Origin of the sequence: Streptomyces sp. NPDC055966 (assembly GCF_042269865.1) — a bacterium.
Lineage (GTDB): Bacteria > Actinomycetota > Actinomycetes > Streptomycetales > Streptomycetaceae > Streptomyces.
Window position 1 is genome coordinate 1 of the sequence record NZ_JBHJYK010000058.1, and the last position, 13,537, is coordinate 13,537.

The window sequence follows — 13,537 nt, forward strand, 5'->3', positions numbered from 1 at the left end:
GGGTCCCACAGCGCGGCGCGCTGTGACAGCGAACCCCCGGCGCTGCGCGCCGGGGGTTGCGCGCACGCGCCGCGTGAGCGCGGGTGACTCGCTTCGCTCCCCACCCAACGGGACCGCTGCGCGGTCCCGTTGGCACTCCGTCCGCTCCGCTCCCGGAGTGGCGGGGGCTACTCCCCCGCGTCTTGCCCGCGTTGCCGACAAGACCTCAACATGCTTGCTTCGCAAGCCTATTGATGCTCCCTCCGCTTCGCTCCAGGAGCAGATAAAGCCGCACCAGCAGGACGGGGGTGGGTCGAGGTTACGTGGCAACGATCGGTACCCAGCAATAGATATGACGCACTGTCAGACATGAGCAGTGCGGGAGAAGGGGACCGCACACCCTAGCGTGCTTCAAAATGAAGCTGAGACCTAAACTGGGCTGGACGCCTCCCACCGATGACACCCGTGACGCGTCACCAGAACGTCACCATGATCGCGCCACCTACGACAATGCACGGTGCTCGGCGTAACCAACCGTATGCGTGGCGCCCCGCCACAGGCGGCGCGGAGGGAACGCCACGAACACTGCCGACAGGCTACCCCGGCAGCCGAACCTGGAATCACAGAACGGGCGTACGGGGCCACGATAGTCAGCCGACACATCAGCTCCGCTCATGGCCGCAGGGTGGAGGTGTACTGACTCCTGCTGTCGCCCAAGTAGTTGTCGTCGTAGGCGCCCTTCGGGGTGAGCACCAGTAGGAATTCACCATTGGCTCGAAGTGCCACGTGCCCGTGTAGGCGGCCTTGCTGAAGGTGACGTGCAGGTAGACGTGGCCGGCCTTGCCGGAGGGGACCTTCACCGTGGGCGAGTAGCCGCGCAGGTTGAGACCAGATGCGCACCAGGACCTTCCCTCCCAGACCGCCCCACCGCCTCCCAGAACTCCAGGGCTCCCACAGCGGCTGTAGAGGCCCGCGGCGATACCGAAGAACGTGGCAGTCCTTCTGTGGATCTCCAGCGCACGGTACAGAGATGGGTCACCATGGCAGCCCCGAGGGCACGCCCGCCAGTGGGCCCGAGCCGAGGCCGACGGGTTTGTCTTCCACACCAGGGCGCGGATCGGATTCGCCGCTCCGGCAGGATCGTCGGACGATCCGCGGGTACGGCTGATGACCCAGTACCCGTCGGGAGAAGTGGTCCCGAGCCGTTCGCGGCCGGGGCGCCGGCCTGCCGACGCAGGGCTGCGAGTGCCTCCATGCCCGTCGCGTCGGGGATGAGGTCAGCGGGGCAGGGAGCCGGCAGCGGCTGCATGAGAAGCATCGTGCCAGGCCAGGCAAGACGGCGCGCGTTGACACGGGCCCGTGCCCCGCAGCGGGTGCTACGAGGGCGTCGTTGTCGTGTCGCCGGGCCGGACACCTGCCACGCACGGTGCCGCTCCACGCGGGCCCTGGCCCAGGCACCGACGGGTGAAGTCGGCCGTGTACCGGGTCAGGGCCCGTTGGAGGCGACCTGCTCGGCAACCAGAGCAGGACACCGAGCAGGTCAGCCCCTGCGAGCGTTCTCAGTGTGACTTCTGCCCGGCAAGGGTGTCACCTGATGACGACCCCAGCTGGACCAGCCGACGACCACCGGGGAAAGCAGGTCACCCAAAGCGGGAGCGGCCTGGTGTCGATGGCCCCTGGGCTTCGAGAGGGAAGACTAGGGGGCTACCTGCCACGACAGGGCGGTCGCCGGACCACGGTCTGTGTGGTCCCCGGTCCCACGCCGGCGAGAGCCAGGGGACCGCACGGCACTCCGATGCACGCCTGTCACCGGCCAACGCACATGAACCCAGCGTCGTCACGGCCTAGGGGTGTCCGATGGGTGGGCCCTCGCGCCGTCGCCTACAGGTTCGATCACGGTCTCCTCGTCGTCGGACAACCAACCGGCGGCTCATTCCCTCACGAATAGGGCCGGGCATGGTCGCTGGCGCTGCGGCGTTCGTCCTCGTCCCTGGCCAGCATCGACAGCAGGCACGCCACGGTCACGCCCTCCTCGGCCGGGTGGCGTAGCACCTTGTCCGGGTCGATCCTGTACTGATTGGAGCGGCCGTGGCGGGTGTGAGAGAGGTATCCGTCCTGCTCCAGGTCCGCGATGATCTTCTGGACGGCCCGTTCCGTGAGCCGGCATCGCGCCGCGATGTCACGGACCCGCGCGTGGTGGTTGTCGGCGATGCTGGCCAACACGCGCGCGTGATTGGTCAGAAACGTCCACCCCGTGTGCGGCTCGGGCACTCCATGGACGTCCGTCACGACTCCATGTTATGACCACACGTTCACGCACCCAAAAACACGAAGATAAATTCGTGTAGGGCTTGACGTGTCACATAGAGGCGGCTGAGCCTGGAAAAGAACAATCCGGAGGACCGGAGGAGGCGAGCATGACGACGCTACCGTCCCCGGACACACCGCTCGCCAGCGACGAAGCCGACCGCACATCACCGTCCACTGGCGCGCTGCCGGTGCAGGCAGGGCCGGCCGGGATCCGCGTGACCGTCACCGTGAGCGGTGGGTTCTGCCTCGACAACTGCCAGAGCCTCCGGCGCGCCCTGCGCGATGCGATCACGCGGTCGGCCAAGGGTGTGGACCTGGACCTCAGCGAACTTAGCTTCGCGGACTGCTCTGCACTCGACGTGCTGCTGGCCGCTCGCCGCGACGCAGTCGCGGCGGGGAAGACGATCACCGTCACCACGGCCAGCCCCGCCGTCGAACGACTGCTGACCTATATCGACACCCACAGCCTCTTCTCCCCCGCCCACCAGCATGCTGACCCGCCTGCCCGAAAGCCCGGGCCGCCGCGCGAGGAAACCGACGACGACCTCCTGCGGACCGAAGTCGTCCAGCTGAGGCGCGCGCTGCGCACCCAGGACATCGACCTGGCACGCGGCATCCTCATGGCCTCTTTCGGTCTGAACCCCGACGAGGCGTGGCAGGTACTGGTCACAGCGTGCCAGAACACCAACACCAAACTGCACCGCCTCGCCGAGGACGTCGTCACCACCGTCCAAGGCGCGCCCCTGCCCGACCCGGTCCAGCAGCAACTCACCGCAGCCGTCGCCAGAACACGCAATACCGGCGGCGGACCGGCATTCGCTGTCAGGGAGGTCTGGGCCGGCGGGATCTGAGCTGCTGGGTCGGTCTTGAGAGTCCGATGCTGAAGCCGGGCTTGCGTTGCGGATCTCATGCGTCGGCGCCGCAGGGAGCAGGTCCAAAGCCCGACTGTGAAGCACCGATGAACACACATTGGGAACACAGCGGATATCGCCCATCCATGAGGAGGTCGGTCAGATGTCAACCGGCATGCTTTTGGCGATCGTCATTCCCGTCGCGGTGGTCGTCGTGCTGATCGCCGCGGCCCTGGCTCTTTTCCTGCGGCACCGGGCTCTGCGCCAGCGCTTCGGCCCCGAGTACGGACGGACCGTCGACGGCGCCGACAGCAGACTCGCCGCCGAGCGGGAACTCAGCGCACGCGAGAAACGGCACGACAAACTCGACATCAAGCCTCTGCCCGACCGTCTCCGCGAGCGCTACTCACGGGACTGGGACCACGTGCAGCACGAGTTCGTGGACCGGCCCGAGGACGCCGTACACGACGCGGACCATCTGGTGACCTCCCTGATGCACGACCGCGGCTATCCCACCGAAAACTACGACCAGCAGCTCAAGGATCTTTCCGTCGAGCACGGCCGCACCCTGGGGCACTACCGAGCCGCCCACGAGATCGACACACTCAGCGCGAGTCACAAGGCCACCACCGAGCAACTGCGCGGCGCCATGGTGCACTACCGGGCGCTGTTCGACGAACTTCTCTCCGACGGCGGCCAGACCCGCCACGCCCCGGCCTGACCTTCGGGCAGCCGGGACCGAACGGACACGGAGGAGACATGCAACGCGACGACACACCGAACACTCGTGACAGCGGGCTGTCCACGGAGGACCTCGCCCAGCCCCGCAAGGCCGACGCAGCCTCGAACACCACTCCACCGCCCCCCGTCTACCCGAGCGAGGGCGATGACAGAACGGATGCGGCCGACGACCTCGCGTCCCGCGACGGGGCTACCCCCGCGGCGGACGAGGCGGCGGGCGCACGCACCACAGACGCTGACGAGATGCCGCAACTGCTGACATCGCAGGACGAGGAAGGCTTCCGTAAGGAGTGGGAGAACATCCAGGGTGCCTTCGTTGACGATCCTCGCCAGGCGGTACAGGCCGCGGACAACCTGGTCGCCAAGGTCATGCAGACGCTCGCCGCGACGTTCGACGAGCACAAGAAGAACCTCGAAGAGCGGTGGAGCCGAGGCGAGCAGGTCGACACCGAAGCCCTGCGCAGGGCCCTGCGCCACTATCGCTCGTTCTTCAACCGCCTGCTCACCACCTGACAAACACACCCGTGAGGCGAGGCGCAACGGGTCCAGGAAGGGAACGGCATCCCGCCTCACAGCGGCCGGCACACCGGCCGGAGAGAAAGAAGAACGCCGTGATCGCACTTGGCATCATCCTGCTCGTCGTCGGATTCGTCCTGAACATCGGCATCCTGTGGACAATCGGGATCATCCTGCTCCTCATCGGAGTCGTCCTGTTCCTCCTCGGCTCCTTCGGCCACGCGGTCGGCGGCCGACGCCACTACTGGTAGAGGGCGCCTGTTACAACTTCCCTTCCAGCAACACCTGCCTGCCCCCGATACACCGACGCGGTTCGTCAGGACTTCGCATCCTGGAACTGTTCTGCACCGGCCTCCCAGCCTGCGGTGGTTCAGATTGCGCGAGACGGAAACTCGGCCGGCGTCCCGCTCAATCTGAGTTCTGAACGCCAGGACTTGCCTCGCGTTCGGCAGCGAACTCGTCGAGAAGCTGGAACAGGACCTTGATGGCGTGCTTCTCGTCCTGGGGCGGCAGGTCGGCGGTGTTGTTCCAGCCCTCTGGTAGCGCGATATGCAGGACCTGTCCAGGCCAGGCATGGTTGCAGCTGCGGCCACGGCGGGCGACGAGCCACTCGCGCCAACCTGTAAGCCCTGTCCGCCGTGGCGCATCGCGTGCTGGTCGTAGCCGGTGAGAAAGGCGGTCAGCTGGTGGAACGACGAGGCTGTGCCGACGAACATGCCGGGACGCCGACCCACGCAGGCGAAGTACTCGCGCTCGCTCATTTCCCTGATCTGTCCCATCGGTCTCCTTGGCAGGTCTGGCGCGGATCCGGCTATGCACCGTGCGGATGCCGACGGTCGTGCCAGAGTCGTCTGAGGGCTTCGAGTTCGGTTCGGGGGAAGTGCTCGCCCCACTTGCCCCGGTAGCCGCTCTCGCCATGAGTCTGTGCGACCTCGTCGAAGCAGCGGATCACAGCGCGAGCGAGTTGGCTGATGCCCAGCTGACTCGACCAGACCTCGGTTCCCCTGTTGTCGTGATCGCTGCCGTGACGCAGTTCCAGCACGCGGATCCAGACGTCGTCGCCTTCGCGATAGAAGATCCACCGGTAGGCGGTCGGTTCGGCCTCGAACTGGACACGGGTCTCCGTCTCCCCCGCGACGAGCCGGGCCACCGCGGTCAGGAATTCCTCGGGCGCACTCGTGATGTACGAAGCGGTGAGCTCGGCTTTCGCGTGGTGATCCTCAAGGGTGCAGTCGGCCCATCCGTGGCTCCCCAGCACCCAAGTGATGCGCATGCCGGATGTCACTGGTGCTCCTCGGCGAGGAAGCACCGGACGTCGGCGGCCAGGGCAGTCATCTGCTCGCCGGCCTCTAGCCACGTGGTTGCCGAGGCGCTCCAGCCGCCAGTGGCCCTCGGCCGGGGTCGCAAGGTCCAGGTCAGCCCGACATGGCCGCCGGACCGGAAGACGGCCGACACCGTCAGATCTCTGTCGTTGGTCTGCCAGCTCCGTTCGCCGTCCCATCCCCGGTAGTCCGCGGCCAGTTCTTCCAGGAACGCGGCGAGATCGCTGTCCCGGACCCAGGCGACGACCTCGTTGACGCGAGCCGTCAGGCCTGGGGCCCGCAGCTCGACGGCATAGTGCACGCAGTCCGCGTCGAAGCTGAACCGGTCACAGAAGGTCACGCCGACGAAGGTGTTGTCCTGGCAGCGGATGGTCACGCTGGCCTTGTCGTCGGCGTCGGCGCCCAGGGAGGTCATGGGCGGAACGCTAAGCCAGCGCCGCGTTCGACGTCATCGGGATTCTGCCCCTTTCGGGGCTATGCCGCCCTCAACCTGAACCACTAGGCGAAGAGTTGCCTCCCGCTGCCTTAGCGGCGATCAGCAGCGCGGCGAACGCTATGGGGGCGGCTGTCTGATAACCGATCCAGACTTCACCCCCGGCGCTGCTGCCTTGCCATGCCATCAGACCGCCGACGAGTGCCGCCAGCACCCATCCGCTGTCGTAGGCGACCATGAGCCAGGTATAGGTGCGCATCGAACGGCTGCGCGTATATCCGAGCTCGATGCCACCGCCGATCAGCAGCGCCACTCCTGAGACGACCATCAGCCAGGCCGGCGTGCCGAGTAACCGGCCGAGCGGGGCGGCGCCGGCGATGTAGACAGCGGCGAGCAACACCTTGAAGGCGCCGTCGGCGATGGCTCCCACCGTCCGACGGGTCACCCGCGATGCCACGACCTGGGCCATGAGCGCCCTCCTTGAAGCTCGTCCGGAATGGTTCCGTAACAAGATTACGGCAATAATCAAGCTATGAGAATGACGAGAGCGGAGGCCAAGGAACGCAACCGCCGCGCCTTGCTGGACGCCGCGTTCCAGGTCGTTGCCCGGGACGGGTACCGGGCCAGGCTTGATGAGATCGCCGACCGCGCCGGCCTGACCACCGGCGCCGTCTATTCACTGTTCGGGAGCAAGAACGGCCTGGTGGTCGCCCTGGTCACCGACTACCTGCGGCCGTACTACGAGGAGATCGAGCAGGCGGTTCCCGCCGGACTCGATCTGCTGGAAGCGGTCGACGCCTTTGCCCGGTACTACCGGCGCAGTTGTGACGCCCCGGACGCGCTGTCTGGTCTGTCGCTCCAGATCACCCTGCTGGACATGGCCCTGCACGACCCGGACCTGGGGTCCCGGCTCGCCACGTCCGTCCGGGCGCAGGAGAGCCATCTGGTCACGCTGTTCACCGGAAGGTCGCACCACGGAAGCGTCGTGACGTCGCAACAGGCACAACGCCTGACCACCGCGCTCAGGGCACTGTTCGTCGGCCTCAGCCAGGGCGTCCCCCTCGGTCTTGCCCCCGGTGCCGACGAGCAGTACTTCGCCGACGTTGCCCGCGCTCTGGCATCCCTCATCGATCACGACGCGGACGGTTCGTGATGGTCACTGCAGAAGAGCCGCGCCAGTTTCACCTTGCGTGAGACGGGGTGTGGCGCAGATGTCTGCGCAGGATGAGCGGAGGCCACCACTCTCGGGTGCAGTGCCGTGGGCCATGCTGCCTCCGGTGGCGTGTTCTGCGGCGTCGTGGATGGTGTGTGCGATGACGCGGAGCTGGTGGATGAACCACGGCTTGGCCCTTGTGCGCAGAGGGTTCTCGTTGGGGAGCCGGCGTGTGAACTCCGTATGGAAGGGCCAGAAGTCTTCCTCGTCGCTGGACATGGCCAGGCGGCGCCAGCGCGGAGAGGCATAGAGGGTCATGGTTGTGACGATCTCCGGATAGACCGCGGCATAGCGTTTGGGGTCCCAGGGCCGGACGCTACTCGGCCGCCTTGCGGCCCACCTCGTCGTACTTGTAGCTGATGACCTTGCCGCGGCTGTCCGTCATGGTCAGCAGCTGGCCGGCGTTGTCGTAGGTGGAACTGGACGAGCCCGTGTCGGGGTCGGTCTGGGAGGTGCGGCGGCCCAGCAGGTCGTAGGTGCTACTCCAGATGTGTCCCTGGCCGTCGTCCTGGCCGGTCTGGTGGCCGGCGGCGTCGTAGGTGTAGGTGAAGGGCCGGTGGGGGTGGTGCCGTGGTAGCGGAGCGGGTTGGGACGATCAAGAGATGACCGAAACGAGCAGTGCGGGCGGCGGCTCCTTCCGGCGCGAGACCGAGCGGGTCGTCAACGAAATCGCCCAGGAGCTCCGCTCCTTGGACGACGGGGCAGCCTGGTTCTCCAACCTCTCCCCGGCACGCCGCCAGGAGGTGCTGCGGGACATCGCCGGCTACGCGATGCAAGCGCACATCACGGCCGCGGACGGCCGCGCGGGGGTGACGCGGTCCGGGGTGAAGCTCACGGCCGACCCCTCAGTGATGATCTGCATGGACCCGCCCCGCTACGGATTCGCCCACCTGCCCGCCGACGAGCACGTGAACGCGTTCCGCGTACTCGTCTCCGTGTTCGCCGTCGCCGACACCCGGCGCAGGCAGACCTACTGCAAGGGCACCTGCGGACACACATGGCACCACCTGCCCACGCTCTCCAAGGAGCCGTAACAGCGGCTGCTCCCCGCTGGAGCCGACGCAGCCGACAGAGACCGCCAGGAACCACCGTCCACACGAAGCAGAGCTACCCCGCCACGTACCCAGCCACAGTCACCCGCTGACAACCAACCGCCGCCACCACACCACCCATTCACGCCGCCGAACAAGCGAAGCTCCTGCCTCCCGTCACACGTCCCGATTCGGCTCCTGGTGAGGGCGTGGCAGGATCGTCCCATGGCGCACTCCTGGCCCAGCCACCTCGACGTCGGAGCGGTCCGCTTCGCCCGGCCGACCGCGAAGTACGACGAGGTCCTCGTCTTCTACCGTGACGTCCTCGGCCTGCCGGTGCTCGCCCAATGGCGGGGCCACCAGGGCTACGACGGCGTCGTCCTCGGCCTGCCAGGCACCCCGGTGCACATGGAACTGCTGCAGCACGGCGACCCACCCCGCATCCCCGAGCCGCACCCGGAGAACCAGTTGGTGCTCTACCTTCGCGGCCCCGAAGCCGTCGCAGTCGCCACCAGGAGGCTCACCGACTTCGGGTACAGCCCGGTCCCCGCCGCGAACCCCTACTGGCCGGAACACAGCGCCGTTCTCTTCGAGGACCCGGACGGCTGGCAGGTCGTGCTGGCGCCCTGGGTTTTCGGCGAAGAACCCCCACCGGCCGGTTGAGTCGAGCGAAGGATCACCATTCCTCGCGCAGCACCGCCCACTGAGCCTGTGGCAGGTCACCCCGACCCACGGGACGCACCGGCCTTTTCAAGATCTTCGACGGACCAGACCGTCTGAGAAGACGGGCGCTGCTGTCCTGTCGCAACGAAGTTTTGTCCGCTGCCATCCAATCGAGTCGCTTGACAGCGAACCTAGTCGTGGCCGGCTTTCCGCCTGCCGGACTGCCCCGGCTGCTGCGCCTTCGCCGCGAGCGCGCCGTACGAGTGATGGCTGGGTCACTGCGCTACGAGCAGACTCCAGGGGCTACCGCTGGTCGGGCCATGCATCCAGCACGACACCGCTGTCCTCATCAGACAGGGTCACACGGGCGCCGGGCATCGTGCGCCGGTACACGTCGCGCCGAGCGGATCCACGAGATCATCAAGACCGCCGCTCCGGACCTTGGCCGGGCCCTACGCGAGGAGAAGAACGTGTCCCAGCACAGGTCCTCGGCGGTGAAACCGTTGTACTTCTCGGTGGTCGTGCCGACCAGCACGCTAGGGGATGCGCGGCGGCCGCGGCTTCTCGATTCCTGACCGGTCTTGAGACTTGCTTGGCCACGCACGCCGCCAGACTGTGGCGTCTCCCGGTGAGACGAACCCAGCATCCGTCCCGGCGACGGCCCAAAACGGTCTGCCGCTATTGAGGTGCGATCGTCTTGAGCCAGTCATCGACCATTGCGACATCCGCCCACTGCGGGAACAGGCACTCGATGAGGACCCGGTGCACCCCCGGGTCGGTGTCTCTCTTGGTGACCACCATGTCGCCCGGGCCGGGGCGCGACCTCGGGATGGATCTCGGCGCCCGGGGCGCCTTCGACGTAAAGGCCGCCCGTGCGATCGCAGTCAGAGCCCTGTTGCGCGTGCCGACTTCCGGGAATCCGGGACGTAATGCGATGACCACGTAGATCACGGGGATGTTCGCCGCACGGGCCCCGTCGATCGCCCTGCGCAGGCGTGGCACGTATCCGGAGTCGTCGCCGGCGATGTCCACGATGGCCTTCTGGACGTCCCTCACGAGAAGGCACTGGTCATGCCGTCTCCAGGAACGAAGTCAGTTCGGCGTTGAAACGGGCCGGGTTCTCCGCGTTCGGATTCTGCGCGGCCTCGGGCACCGTGGTGGTGCGCCCATCGGGCAAGATGAGACGGGTGCAGGCGCTCAGCCGGCGAGCGCTCCCCGGTCCTCCGCCGCTCCCGCGCGTCCTGTCCCGCCCACTTCGCGCACACCTGGCGCAACGCGGGGCCTCGCGAGGCGAAGCGGCCCTACGATCGGTCCCCAGCCGGCCGAACTCCCGCAGGGTGTCCAGCCAGGTGCCGGTGTGACACCGCCGTCCCTCGCGCACGAGGGACGGCGGGGCCAACGGCGTACCAGGTAGGGCTAGTTGGTGAAGTACAGGTACTTCCAGGACCCGTACGTCGTCGTGTTCACCGTGTCGCCGGAGGTGCCGTTGATGTACGAGGACCGGATCCGCGCCTTGATGCCGGAGTGGCCGGGGGCCGGGATGTAGACGACGGACCTGCCGTCCGTGCCCAGGCTGAAGTACTTGGAACCGTCCGCCTCCCACTTGCCGTTGACGTAGACCTGCAGTTCAAGGCGCTGCTTGCGGCCCGGGTAGTAGGTCATGGTCGTGGTGAACAGGGGCGCGACGTTCTTGTGGAACCAGTAGTAAGGGGTCGTGCCGATCTTCGCCGTCCTGTACTGCCGGGAGACCGCGAGGGAGACGGCCACGCGCGCGTACGCCGTGGACTTCACCGTCTTGGGCGCGTTGCGGGTGTCGCCCTTGAAGACGGCGGTGACGTCCGTGTCCCGGAGCATGTTGAGGGTGACGGCGAGGTTGCCGCTGGAGTCGACGGTGCCGCTCTTCACCAGCTTGTTGGGCTTGTCGGCACCGTAGGGGTTGGCCCAGATCTCGACCGTGCGGTTCTTGTACGTCGGCCCGAGGTGGGCGGTGAAGGTGACGGCCTTGTTGTAGTCGTACACGTGGCCGTTGTTGTTCAGGGTCAGGCTCGGCGTCGCGAACGACACCTTGACCTGGGCGGTGGCGGTGGCCGCCGCGTGGGTGCCGTCGCCCGCGTAGGAGACCTTGTAGGTGGCGGTGCCGCCGGCCTGCGGGGTGTCGGTGAAGGAGTACGAGCCGTCGGCCTGCACGGTGGCGTCGGGCAGCGCCTTGCCGTTCGGGTTCTCCGCGTCGGTGCGGACGGCCTTCAGCGTGGCGCCGGCGGGCAGCTGCGACGACGTCGACAGCCTGCCGGAGACGGTGAGCTGCCTGCCGCCGGTCGCGGTGGACGGGGCGTTCACCGACAAGGTCGGCTGCTCCAGCGTCGGATTGCCGAGCGGAGTGACGACCCAGCCGCTGTTGGTGCCGACGAGGGCGAACAGCCCGGTGGAGTCCGGGGACCAGGCCAGCGGGGTCTTCGCCGCATTGGAGCCGGTGTTGTAGGTACGGATCGGCACGGTGCCGTCCGGCCGGTAGACCGACACGGTACCGCCGTTCGCCTGCGCGACCAGCCCGTTCGGGGCGATGTCGGCGTCGGTCCCGGCCGGGTAGGCGCCGTCGGCGGCGAACGCACCGTTCGTGTACGCCTGCCGCTCGGTGCCGTTGACCAGCACGTGGGTACCGCCGGGCACCAGGTCGATGTCGTGGATGCCGCTGTTGAGCGAGTAGTCGCCGTGGTAGTACGCGACCTGCTGCGGCGTGCCCGAGGAGACGTCGAGGACGGCCATCGAGTCGGTGGACAGGCCGGTCTCGCCGACGGCGAGGATACCGGGCCGGCCGGGGTCGGTGTCGAGCAGCGCCTGGCCCCAGAGCTTGTTGGTGTACTGGCCCGTCGTCACCGTGCCGGCGCCGGCCGGGTCGACCGAACCGAGGTTGCCGTCCCACTGGTCGCCGTACGTGAACCACACCTTGCCGCCGGACACGGCCACATGGGTCGGGCCGGTGGTGGTGGTGGGCACGGTGTAGCGGGACTTGACGGTCAGGGTGGCCGCGTCCAGCGCCACGATCTGGTGGCTGCCCGAGGCGGCCGCGTACAGCGTGCTGCCGTCGTCGGACAGGGCGAGGTCGGTGACGTCGGTGATGCCGTCCGCCTCGCCGACCTGGTTGCCGTTGTAGTCGGCGGCGAAGACCTTGCCGGTCTCCGCGTCGCCGACGAAGACCCGGCCGGTCGCGCCGTCGACGACGAACCCGCCGACCGCGTACACGGAGGCGGGAGCCGCCGAGGCCGTACCGGCCGATATCACGCTCAGCGCCGCCGAGCTGAAGACGACCGCGAGCGCCGTCGCGGTCGAGATGCTGCGCCTTCGCACAGTTGTGTAACCCCCACGAGGAGTCCCGGCCTGAGGCCGGGAGCCGATGGCGCCGCGCATCGCCCGGCCGTGACCGAAACGGTGCGGTGACGACCGGGGCGCGACTGCCAGCGGCAGCGTATGACACGGGTGTGACAGCCGATGAGCGGGAATGGTTGTGCGCCAGGAGGGACAGCCTGCCCCGGGGTGGCTCAACCCAGGGGTGCCACCGCGTAGTCCGGGTCTGAGAACGCCGTCTCCCTGGGAGTGCCCCGGGTCGTGGCTTCCTCGGTGGTGTGATGGCCTGGCCGGGGTGATCACGTCTCAGGCCGAGGTAGCCGTCGTCCAGGAGCACTTCCACGTCGGGGAAGTGCTGGAAGCAGTCGGCGATGCCTTCGCTGCGGGCGGCCGTGGCGTCATGCATGCGGCCAGGTCGCAGGGCATCGGTCCCTAACGTGCGGCCACGCCAGTCGGCGATGACGGTGGCCTTCATGGTGTTCTGTTTCCTCTTGCCGGAGACGAACGCGCGCCGCCCGCCACGGCTGGGCGAGGGGCCGACGGACTTGGATCTCGATGGCGTCGAGGCGGAGCTCGATGCCCTCGGCCTGGGCATAGGCGAATACGTTCGCCAACGTCCGCAACCGCAGATCAGGACGGTTGGGGACCGCGCATCCCCGCTCAGCCAGGAGCATGCGCACTTCTTGGACTGCCCTGGTGATGGTGGAGCGGTCGACGCCGAACAGCAGCCCGAGCACGGAGTGTGGGAAGTCATGCCGCAGGTGGATGAGTGTGGCCACGAGCCGGTCGACGAATACGAGCTGGTGGCGGGCGCCGGCACCCGCGGCCCGCTTCCCCGCCCCGCCTCGTACTTCATGACGGCGGCCTTCGACGGCGGCCTGCCATGGCAGGACCAACTCCTCTGCCAGACAGCTCAGATGCCGCCGGGAGATCCCTGTGAACAGCTGATGCGACAGGACCGCCCGATTGACCATGATCGCCACAGATGGATCATGCCATCCACCCGCACGGACGCTTCACCCGCTATCACGCACCAACTCGTTAGGGCCCGCAGAGAATCAACATGTTGCTTCCGGTGGTGTGGCTCGTTGATGTGGTATGGGCATAACGCAGGAGATTCGAGATCAACTGACCGT

Annotated in this window: 15 protein-coding genes and 1 pseudogene; 7 read left to right on the forward strand and 9 right to left on the reverse strand. The window is 67.6% G+C overall.

What is annotated here, in order from left to right:
- Positions 1 to 1,917 precede the first annotated feature (1,917 nt).
- Complete coding sequence (locus ACFC8N_RS48165) at positions 1,918 to 2,268, reverse strand: helix-turn-helix domain-containing protein (protein ID WP_356034443.1); 351 nt, start codon at positions 2,266 to 2,268, stop codon at positions 1,918 to 1,920.
- Positions 2,269 to 2,396: 128 nt separating this feature from the next.
- Between ACFC8N_RS48165 and ACFC8N_RS48170 the strand changes: the two genes are divergently transcribed.
- The 4 genes from ACFC8N_RS48170 to ACFC8N_RS48185 all read left to right on the forward strand — a co-directional run bounded on the left by ACFC8N_RS48170 (position 2,397) and on the right by ACFC8N_RS48185 (position 4,648).
- Positions 2,397 to 3,140: an STAS domain-containing protein gene (locus ACFC8N_RS48170; protein ID WP_362821812.1), complete on the forward strand. Its 744-nt coding sequence runs from the start codon at positions 2,397 to 2,399 to the stop codon at positions 3,138 to 3,140.
- Positions 3,141 to 3,303: 163 nt separating this feature from the next.
- Entirely contained in the window at positions 3,304 to 3,861 is a 558-nt protein-coding gene (locus tag ACFC8N_RS48175; protein WP_356034438.1) for a hypothetical protein, read from the forward strand.
- Positions 3,862 to 3,899: 38 nt separating this feature from the next.
- Entirely contained in the window at positions 3,900 to 4,394 is a 495-nt protein-coding gene (locus tag ACFC8N_RS48180) for a hypothetical protein (RefSeq protein ID WP_376296024.1), read from the forward strand.
- Positions 4,395 to 4,492: 98 nt separating this feature from the next.
- The gene (locus ACFC8N_RS48185) at positions 4,493 to 4,648 is read left to right on the forward strand and encodes a DUF6131 family protein (RefSeq protein ID WP_023544658.1); all 156 of its coding nucleotides are present in this window, start codon (positions 4,493 to 4,495) and stop codon (positions 4,646 to 4,648) included.
- 560 nt (positions 4,649 to 5,208) lie between these two features.
- On the opposite strand, the gene ACFC8N_RS48190 is transcribed toward ACFC8N_RS48185, so the two are convergent.
- From ACFC8N_RS48190 to ACFC8N_RS48200, 3 genes are all read right to left on the reverse strand, one after another.
- Positions 5,209 to 5,682: a hypothetical protein gene (locus ACFC8N_RS48190; protein ID WP_376296025.1), complete on the reverse strand. Its 474-nt coding sequence runs from the start codon at positions 5,680 to 5,682 to the stop codon at positions 5,209 to 5,211.
- Positions 5,679 to 6,134, reverse strand: a complete 456-nt coding sequence (locus ACFC8N_RS48195) for a DUF6228 family protein (protein ID WP_356034430.1) — start codon at positions 6,132 to 6,134, stop codon at positions 5,679 to 5,681. Before ACFC8N_RS48195 ends, ACFC8N_RS48190 begins: the two co-directional genes overlap by 4 nt.
- Before the next feature lie 70 nt (positions 6,135 to 6,204).
- Positions 6,205 to 6,621, reverse strand: a complete 417-nt coding sequence (locus tag ACFC8N_RS48200; RefSeq protein WP_356034427.1) for a hypothetical protein — start codon at positions 6,619 to 6,621, stop codon at positions 6,205 to 6,207.
- A 69-nt stretch (positions 6,622 to 6,690) separates the two neighbouring features.
- Between ACFC8N_RS48200 and ACFC8N_RS48205 the strand changes: the two genes are divergently transcribed.
- Complete coding sequence (locus ACFC8N_RS48205; RefSeq protein ID WP_356034424.1) at positions 6,691 to 7,305, forward strand: TetR/AcrR family transcriptional regulator; 615 nt, start codon at positions 6,691 to 6,693, stop codon at positions 7,303 to 7,305.
- A 3-nt stretch (positions 7,306 to 7,308) separates the two neighbouring features.
- Here the strand turns inward: ACFC8N_RS48205 and ACFC8N_RS48210 are convergent, their stop codons facing one another.
- Both ACFC8N_RS48210 and ACFC8N_RS48215 read right to left on the reverse strand, forming a co-directional pair.
- Entirely contained in the window at positions 7,309 to 7,623 is a 315-nt protein-coding gene (locus ACFC8N_RS48210; protein WP_356034422.1) for a hypothetical protein, read from the reverse strand.
- Between the two features lie 58 nt (positions 7,624 to 7,681).
- The gene (locus ACFC8N_RS48215; RefSeq protein WP_376296029.1) at positions 7,682 to 7,855 is read right to left on the reverse strand and encodes an RHS repeat domain-containing protein; all 174 of its coding nucleotides are present in this window, start codon (positions 7,853 to 7,855) and stop codon (positions 7,682 to 7,684) included.
- Between the two features lie 112 nt (positions 7,856 to 7,967).
- Here ACFC8N_RS48215 and ACFC8N_RS48220 point away from each other — a divergent pair, with 112 nt between their 5' ends.
- Positions 7,968 to 8,399: a DUF5958 family protein gene (locus ACFC8N_RS48220; protein WP_376296026.1), complete on the forward strand. Its 432-nt coding sequence runs from the start codon at positions 7,968 to 7,970 to the stop codon at positions 8,397 to 8,399.
- A gap of 222 nt (positions 8,400 to 8,621) precedes the next feature.
- Positions 8,622 to 9,059 carry a VOC family protein gene (locus ACFC8N_RS48225; protein WP_071385668.1) on the forward strand — a complete coding sequence of 146 codons (438 nt, stop codon included), beginning with the start codon at positions 8,622 to 8,624 and terminating at the stop codon, positions 9,057 to 9,059.
- A 678-nt stretch (positions 9,060 to 9,737) separates the two neighbouring features.
- Here the strand turns inward: ACFC8N_RS48225 and ACFC8N_RS48230 are convergent.
- The 3 genes and pseudogenes from ACFC8N_RS48230 to ACFC8N_RS48240 form a co-directional block, all read right to left on the reverse strand.
- A complete protein-coding gene (locus ACFC8N_RS48230; protein WP_376296027.1) occupies positions 9,738 to 10,115 on the reverse strand; it encodes an isochorismatase family protein in 378 nt (125 codons plus the stop codon).
- A gap of 360 nt (positions 10,116 to 10,475) precedes the next feature.
- Entirely contained in the window at positions 10,476 to 12,404 is a 1,929-nt protein-coding gene (locus tag ACFC8N_RS48235) for an Ig-like domain repeat protein (RefSeq protein ID WP_376296028.1), read from the reverse strand.
- Between the two features lie 202 nt (positions 12,405 to 12,606).
- Positions 12,607 to 13,375: pseudogene (locus ACFC8N_RS48240) on the reverse strand (transposase family protein); the annotation flags it as partial.
- Positions 13,376 to 13,537 lie beyond the last annotated feature (162 nt).

What these genes read in the sequence shown, in the direction of transcription:
- ACFC8N_RS48170 (WP_362821812.1), top strand. Translation starts at nt 2,397, where the DNA reads ATGACGACGCTACCGTCCCCGGACACACCGCTCGCCAGCGACGAAGCC.
- ACFC8N_RS48175 (WP_356034438.1), top strand. Translation starts at nt 3,304, where the DNA reads ATGTCAACCGGCATGCTTTTGGCGATCGTCATTCCCGTCGCGGTGGTC.
- ACFC8N_RS48180 (WP_376296024.1), top strand. Translation starts at nt 3,900, where the DNA reads ATGCAACGCGACGACACACCGAACACTCGTGACAGCGGGCTGTCCACG.
- ACFC8N_RS48195 (WP_356034430.1), bottom strand. Translation starts at nt 6,134, where the DNA reads ATGACCTCCCTGGGCGCCGACGCCGACGACAAGGCCAGCGTGACCATC.
- ACFC8N_RS48200 (WP_356034427.1), bottom strand. Translation starts at nt 6,621, where the DNA reads ATGGCCCAGGTCGTGGCATCGCGGGTGACCCGTCGGACGGTGGGAGCC.
- ACFC8N_RS48205 (WP_356034424.1), top strand. Translation starts at nt 6,691, where the DNA reads ATGACGAGAGCGGAGGCCAAGGAACGCAACCGCCGCGCCTTGCTGGAC.
- ACFC8N_RS48210 (WP_356034422.1), bottom strand. Translation starts at nt 7,623, where the DNA reads ATGACCCTCTATGCCTCTCCGCGCTGGCGCCGCCTGGCCATGTCCAGC.
- ACFC8N_RS48220 (WP_376296026.1), top strand. Translation starts at nt 7,968, where the DNA reads ATGACCGAAACGAGCAGTGCGGGCGGCGGCTCCTTCCGGCGCGAGACC.
- ACFC8N_RS48225 (WP_071385668.1), top strand. Translation starts at nt 8,622, where the DNA reads ATGGCGCACTCCTGGCCCAGCCACCTCGACGTCGGAGCGGTCCGCTTC.